Here is a 6,760-nt window from a genome sequence, read left to right on the forward strand (position 1 = left end):
GACCCTACCGAACCACATGTTCATCTTGTAAACATATTTGGGGCCGAACTTATGTTTTGTTTTCGACCAATAGCTCAGATGAGTGAGAACTCCGGTAAAAGGGTTGTTCAAGGGCAAAGCCGGGTTCTGTTGCTTTTTGTCGGAAATTTTTTTCAATTCGGAAATCGTCGGCAGTCTCCATCCGGACAAGCCTTTGTATTTAAGGTTGCGGGCGTATACGACTGCATTTTTATATGTCAGGGCAACCTGTTTGGGTTTCTGCATCCACATGATACTGGTGAGCAGATCGGTGACGGTCCCGTCCTTATTATCAACAAAGCGATTTCTGGTTTTTCCGGTAAGGTTATCGGTTAAGGTCCCGTCGGCATTCTTTTTGAATCGTTGTTTGACAACCTTCACTGCGGCGGTTTTAAAACCGCCTTCGGCGTTATCTTCATTTCTGGCGATTACTGAAAAATCTATGGTTCCGGTTTGATCTAATTTTTTGCTCAGTTTCCATTCGGTCCCTTTGCCGGTCATACCATAACGCTTTTTGCCGATCATAATAGATACGGATTTGGCAGGCCTGTCGGTCTTGGCAGAAAATGTAAATCTCTTTTGCAAATCTCCTGTTTTGGGGCTGACTTCCGCCGTGATGACATTGACCGGCAGGGCGGGTTCTTTGGTGGTTTTTATCTCACCGGCTTTGGGCTGTCCCTGAACCCCGTCTTTGTTTCTGGCAATTACGCTGTACTTGCTGAGGCCCAGTTTGTCGATCCGGGCCACGTAATTCCATTGGGTACCGGTACCTTTCATGGCAAACTGCTGGCCGTCGATATCAACATAGACCTTGTCTGAAGGTGCCGAGGTGTTTACCTTGATGGCAAAGCTGTCTCCGGCGTATCCTTTGCCGGGGCTGACTACACTTACGTCGACCGCGGCAATATCAGGTATGGGCAACGGGCTTTTCTTGGTCACTATTTTTCCGCTGAGGGCCCTGCCGGTTTGACCTTTGATGTTTTTGGCGATTACAGTGAATTGTTTGGTGCCGATATCGGGAATCAATTTTTTGTAATGCCAGCTGCTACCGGAGCCTTCCATGGGATAAACCTTGCCGTCCATTTTAAGGGCGACACCGGCGGCAATCCGGTCGGTCTTGACGCTGATCATAAACTCTTCGCCGGCATAGCCGGTCTCAGGCTTCGGCTTGACTGCAATTACGTTGCTGATGCCGGCTTCCAGCAAAATAGTTCCTTCTTTGGAACGGCCTTCGATTCCATCTATATTGGTGGAGACAGCGGAGAAATTAACGCTTCCAATATGATCGATTTTTTGGGCCAGCGACCAGTTGGTGCCGGAACCACTCATTTTAAAGCGTTTGCCCTTGACGATCAAAGCGACGGCGGCGGCGGGAGTCTCTGTCGTCGCCGTGAAACGAAACTTGTCTCCTCCCAATCCCTTCCGGGGATCTATGCTTACTTGCTTTACATTGACGACCGGTGCCCGCGGTTTTATCGTCAAAATTCGCCCTTTGCGTGGTTTGCCTTCAATGTCATTGGGGTTGATCGCAGCTACTACGAAGGGGGTCTTTCCCAACTTGTCGATTTTCAGGCTGTATTGCCATTCGGTGCCGGCTCCCTGCATGAAATGCTTCTGGCCGTTAATTTCGAGGTAAACTTCGCTGGCCGCTCCATTGGTTTTGGCTGCTACCGTGAACTTGTCACCAGGATAGCCCTTTCCCGGGGTTACAACCGTATCTACGATGTCGACAACCGGTGAAGGTGCCAGCCTGGCTAAAACAAATTGGCCTTTTTGGGCCGAGGCTGTCCGCAGCCGGCCGGCCAGCAACTTTGTTCCCGCGATTTTGGCGATGGTAAAGGGGACGTCATCATCAAAAAGAAAAATAAGATTTTCAAAATCGATAATCTCAAAGTCGTTTTCCAATAACAACTTATGTATATAATATGCAAAAAGGCCCATTCCATTCGTATTTTTGCTTCCAGGCCAGTGCTGATCGCCGAATGCAATGACTTCCCGGGAGCTTCGGGATGCTGCTTCTAAAATCTTTTCCTCATACCGCAGATTGTCCAGCGTCACAGGATTCTCATATCTTCTGATAAGTTTGCGTTTAAAGGGGGTGTCGGTGATGATCAACAGGTTCTTGGCTTTGAAGTTTTCAGAAGTAAAAAATTCTTCGATAAGAGCCGAATGTTTCAACCATGTGAATTTCGATTTTTTCTTGCCGTCACGGGGAATCCAGTAGGTTTCACCCTTTTCGTCTTCCGCGCTTTGTCCGGAGAAAAATATAAAAAGATTATCTTTCTCGGTGAGTTCGTCGATGTATTTCCCCAAGCTGGTGAGAATATTTATCAGGGTCGGCTTTTCTTCGGTATTATCGGTCAAAAGAGTGATATTCGACCTTCTGAAGTTATATTTTTGGGCCAGAACGTCGGCAATTGCTTCAGCATCACTTGCAGGACTTTGTAATTTAGTCCAGTTTTTGTAGTTGTTGATTCCGATAATGAGAGCATGATTTTTACCTGTTGCTTTAATTTTTGATAGGGCTGAGAGTCCTTCCGAGGCCAAGATTACCAGTAAAATAAACAAAAAAACAGAAACAATGGCTTTAATCGATTTTTGTGCGGTCATCAAATTCCATTACTCTTAGTATGCGTTGTATGTGAGCGTTCACAGGTTCAGAGTTCAAAGGTTCTACGTTCTGGGTTCCCCGTTCAGGGTTCCCTTATCAGTTGGGTTCACAGAATCAGAGTTCACCACTGCCCGACCGACGGCAGGCGAGGTTCAGGGTTGTCTTTTTCATGTGTTCACAGGTTTCCCGCCACTGGTGGGATTCAACGTTGTCTTTATTCGTTGAACCTCTGAACCTTTGAACTCTGAACCTCTGAACCTTTGAACCCTGAACCTCCTAACCCAGACCGACCGGATGTCCAATTTTTGTGAAATCCCACCGTATATAACGGTCTACGGTCATTTTTATCTGGTGAATGACGAGGTCTAAAATTTATATTTATATGATTTAATTCAGCATATGTCAAGAAGCATTCAGTTCCCAAAATAAAATTGCGGAGCGATTCTCTAATCTGATAGCGGTTGACAATCAACAACGATAGTGTATATGTAATATACAAAATTAAATTGGTGTGAGTAATATGAAATCTGACACACAGGTACATTTGCAGGTAGATACAGCCCGGATTGTCGCCACCGGTATTTCAGATACGGGGAATGTTCGATCCGAGAATGAAGACGCAATATTCCTTGATGAGGCCGGAACTTTTTTGCTGCTTGCCGACGGAATGGGGGGGCACGAACGGGGTGCGGAGGCCAGCCAAACCGCGCTCCAGGTCATTCAGAAATACTTTCAGCCGGAAGTTGTTCAAGAAAAACTTATGGACATAACAAAAGTTGAAGGTGTTCCGGCTGAAGTCGTGTGTTTCTCCACTTTGGCGGCAGAGGCTGTCGACGAAGCAAATTTTATATTGTACACTCGCAACCAGGAGGCTCAACTCAAGCGGTTTATGGGCACGACCGTTGTCGGTTTGGTTGCGGTCAAGGAAGAAGACTACATGTTGTGGTTCCACGTAGGCGACAGCCGCCTTTACCGCTGGAGAAACGCTAATCTGGAGTGCCTTACATCCGATCATTCTGCCTATGCAAAATGGGTTAAAGAAGGGCGACAGGGCACCGAACCGAGTAAAAACATTATTACAAAGGCTATCGGACCCAATGCCGCTTCATCGGCAGATGTCGGCTGGGAAAAGGGCCAGACAGATGATATCTACATTCTGTGCAGTGACGGTCTTACCGATATGATTACGGATGATCATATCGCAGAGATACTGAAGGCAGAAGACAATGTCGATGATATCGCTAAACAGTTGGTTGATGCTGCCAAGGAAGCCGGCGGCAAGGATAATACCAGCACAATTGTTTGCAGTATGAGCCCTTAGTCAAAGAATATCAGTTCGCCATCTGATCCCGCAGTCTGTGTTGCGGGAGTTTCATAAAATCGTAGCACGATTTTATTTACGGAAGTGGATTATGACTCGAAAGACCGGTACCCTCGCGATTTTATTTGCTGACGTTGCTAAAAGCACACAAATATATGAAGTCCTGGGTAATAAAGACGCCAAAAATCTAATCGATGCATGCCTCTCTTTGCTCAGAAAAGTGACCCAGCACTATCAAGGCAAAGTGATCAAGGAGATCGGCGACGAGATTATGTGCGTTTTCCCCAGTGCTCTAACATCCCTGGAGGCGGCCAAAGACATGCACCAGGCTCTTGAGGACATGCCGCCCATGGATAAACCCGGTTTTACATCTGCCAACATCTACATTGGCATTCAGTACGGACCGGTCATCATTGAAGGCGGGGATGTCTTTGGCGATGCCGTCAATGTGGCCGCCCGCATGGTGGCGCTGGCCAAGCAGCGCCAGACCATCACCACCCAGGAAACCGTAGATGCCTTGCCGGACGGACATGCCTTCGATGTGCATTGCATCGATAAGACCACGGTAAAAGGAAAAAGCGGTGAAATGAATATCTATGAGGTCATTTGGGAAGAGGAGGACCTCACCGTGATGATGGATGATAGTGTGGCAGCCGAAGTCATTAAAGCCCGCCTGGAATTAAAGTTTGACAATCAAATTTATGAATTAGATCAAAATCGGCCCAGTGTTACCCTGGGACGCCAGATCCATAACGATGTGGTGGTAAATGACGGCCGTGTTTCCAGAACACACGCTCGCATCGAGTACCGCCGTGGTAAATACATCCTGATTGACCAGAGTTCCAACGGCACTTATTTGCTGATCCAAGGCAAAAAAAGCGTTGTCCTCAAACGAGATGAATCCCAGTTGATCGGTAATGGACTGATCGGTCTTGGCCGGGAGCCGACCCCTGAATCACCCAAGGCAATACAATATACCATCAAAATGTAAAATCGCTATAAAATCGCAAAGCGATTTCATAGCGATTTTACATAAAGCAGCTTCGCTGCTAAACCCCCACCCGCTGTATAAAGACCTTTGCAAAACGTTCCCTTTTGCCCATTACAAAACCATAATGTGTCAAACTCAGATTTTAATAAGCGGCGCAGCCGCAGATCATAAAATCGTAATACTTGAATCTTGCATAGACAATCTTGAAAGATTCAGGTAATACGATTTTATTTGCATTATTATACCAAGTGTTGTATAGACTGTAAGTTCAAACACAATGTGTTGTATAAATATCGTAACACGATTTTATTATGGCTAACCTTTTATCACCGCAAAGGGCACCAAGAAACACGAAGATTTTTAAAACAGCTATTTACGTACTGGTATCGGCAATATTAATTTTTGCTGCTGCTGAAGGAGCGGAGCAATTTTACTACAGTGTTCATTTTTCCTCTTTTAAAAATCTTGAAAATGCGAACCGGCAGGTAAATTCGCTCCAAGAAAAAGGTAAAATGGTTTTTTGGATGAAAACCGACGTCGCGGGCAAAGGTCTATATTACAGAGTATATCTGGGGAGATACGATAGAAGAGAAGATGCTGTTGCCTTTTGGGAAAAATTGAACAAAATCGGAGCGGTTGGTTATTTTGGCATTCATCGTTTTAACGAAAAGGGTGAACGTCAAAACAAAATAAGTTCTGCCAAGATCAGCGCGCCCGCAAAACCTCGTACAGAGCTAACATCTCTAATCCCGCCGGCTAAAAGTAGGTTTGTAGATAACATGGATGGTACGGTCACGGATACAACCACAAACTTGATGTGGATAAAAAACGGCTGGAGATTAGATTTTTTCTCTGCGGTAACATGGGACGAAGCCAATAAAAAAAGCGAAAAATTCAAGTTAGGGGGTTACGGCAATTGGCGGCTTCCCACCAAGGAAGAATGGAAAAGCATAATAGATTCCAATAAGAAAAACCCGGCCCTGGTAGAACCCAACCCCTTTGTAAACATCATTGGCCACATGCCCTACTGGACCCAAACTGAATTTACATACAGTCGTGAGCTTACCAAAAGCAAGAAGGGTCCTCTGGATACATATACGGTTCTGCTGTATTCAGGCACGATTAATCACCAGAAGAAAAGTGAAAGAGCGTTTATCTTGCCGATTCGTTCCCTCAACTAGCCATCTTTATTTGGTCCTGAAAAACCTGGTCCTCTGGGCCTCCGGCTCGTAGAGCCTACGCCTCGGAGAGCCAAGCCTGTCCCGCATTGCGGGGGTCAGAGTTCTCCGGCTCTGCCTTATAGTTTTGTGTCTAAAATCACAAATCCCAAGCACCAAACATTAAATAAATCACAAATCACAAGCACCAAATTTCAAATAAATCACAAATTCCAAGTCTCAAATTCCAAACAAGGGCTAAAACTATTTTTTTATTCTTTTGTTTGTTATTTGTTTTTTCGGTCATTGGAATTTATTTGATATTTGTAAGTTGTTATTTGGGATTTCCCCTTTTGGTCATTGTTATTTGTTTGATATTTGTTATTTGGAATTTAATTTACTCCATTTGAGCTTAGGTGCACCCCTATACGGTGAAATCAAAGCCTGGTCCTTTGGGCCAGGTTTTTTATCCTTTTGAGCTTCTTAATAGCCATGTCGAATCTATCCGCCGTGGCGCTATTCATGATTTCAATATTCCTGTCGATCCATCTTACGGTTCTGAAAATGATGGCGCCAGGACCAACTTCGAGAAACAGTCCATTATTGTTATCGGCCATTTTTTTAATCAAATCAACCCATAATACCGGATTGCTTAACTGCAC

At 45.2% G+C, this 6,760-nt stretch carries 4 protein-coding genes and 1 pseudogene; 3 read left to right on the top strand and 2 right to left on the bottom strand.

Annotated elements, in window-relative coordinates; genetic code table 11:
* The coding region (locus V3S16_RS12710; protein ID WP_413885501.1) for a DUF1566 domain-containing protein at nt 1–2,628 on the bottom strand (2,628 nt) is incomplete at its 3' end.
* 521 nt (nt 2,629–3,149) lie between these two features.
* Here V3S16_RS12710 and V3S16_RS12715 point away from each other — a divergent pair.
* From V3S16_RS12715 to V3S16_RS12725, 3 genes are all read left to right on the top strand, one after another.
* Nucleotides 3,150–3,950, top strand: coding sequence for a PP2C family protein-serine/threonine phosphatase (locus V3S16_RS12715; RefSeq protein WP_413885503.1), 801 nt, complete (start codon nt 3,150–3,152; stop codon nt 3,948–3,950).
* Between the two features lie 91 nt (nt 3,951–4,041).
* Nucleotides 4,042–4,941 (top strand): adenylate/guanylate cyclase domain-containing protein, encoded by a 900-nt coding sequence (locus V3S16_RS12720; RefSeq protein WP_413885505.1) that lies wholly within the window; start codon nt 4,042–4,044, stop codon nt 4,939–4,941.
* A gap of 311 nt (nt 4,942–5,252) precedes the next feature.
* Nucleotides 5,253–6,122, top strand: coding sequence for a DUF1566 domain-containing protein (locus V3S16_RS12725; protein ID WP_413885507.1), 870 nt, complete (start codon nt 5,253–5,255; stop codon nt 6,120–6,122).
* A 413-nt stretch (nt 6,123–6,535) separates the two neighbouring features.
* Here V3S16_RS12725 and V3S16_RS12730 read toward each other — a convergent pair.
* Nucleotides 6,536–6,760 (bottom strand): annotated as a pseudogene (locus tag V3S16_RS12730) (hypothetical protein); the annotation flags it as partial.

The sequence above is a fragment of the Candidatus Desulfatibia sp. genome (assembly GCF_036446775.1).
GTDB lineage: Bacteria > Desulfobacterota > Desulfobacteria > Desulfobacterales > UBA11574 > Desulfatibia_A.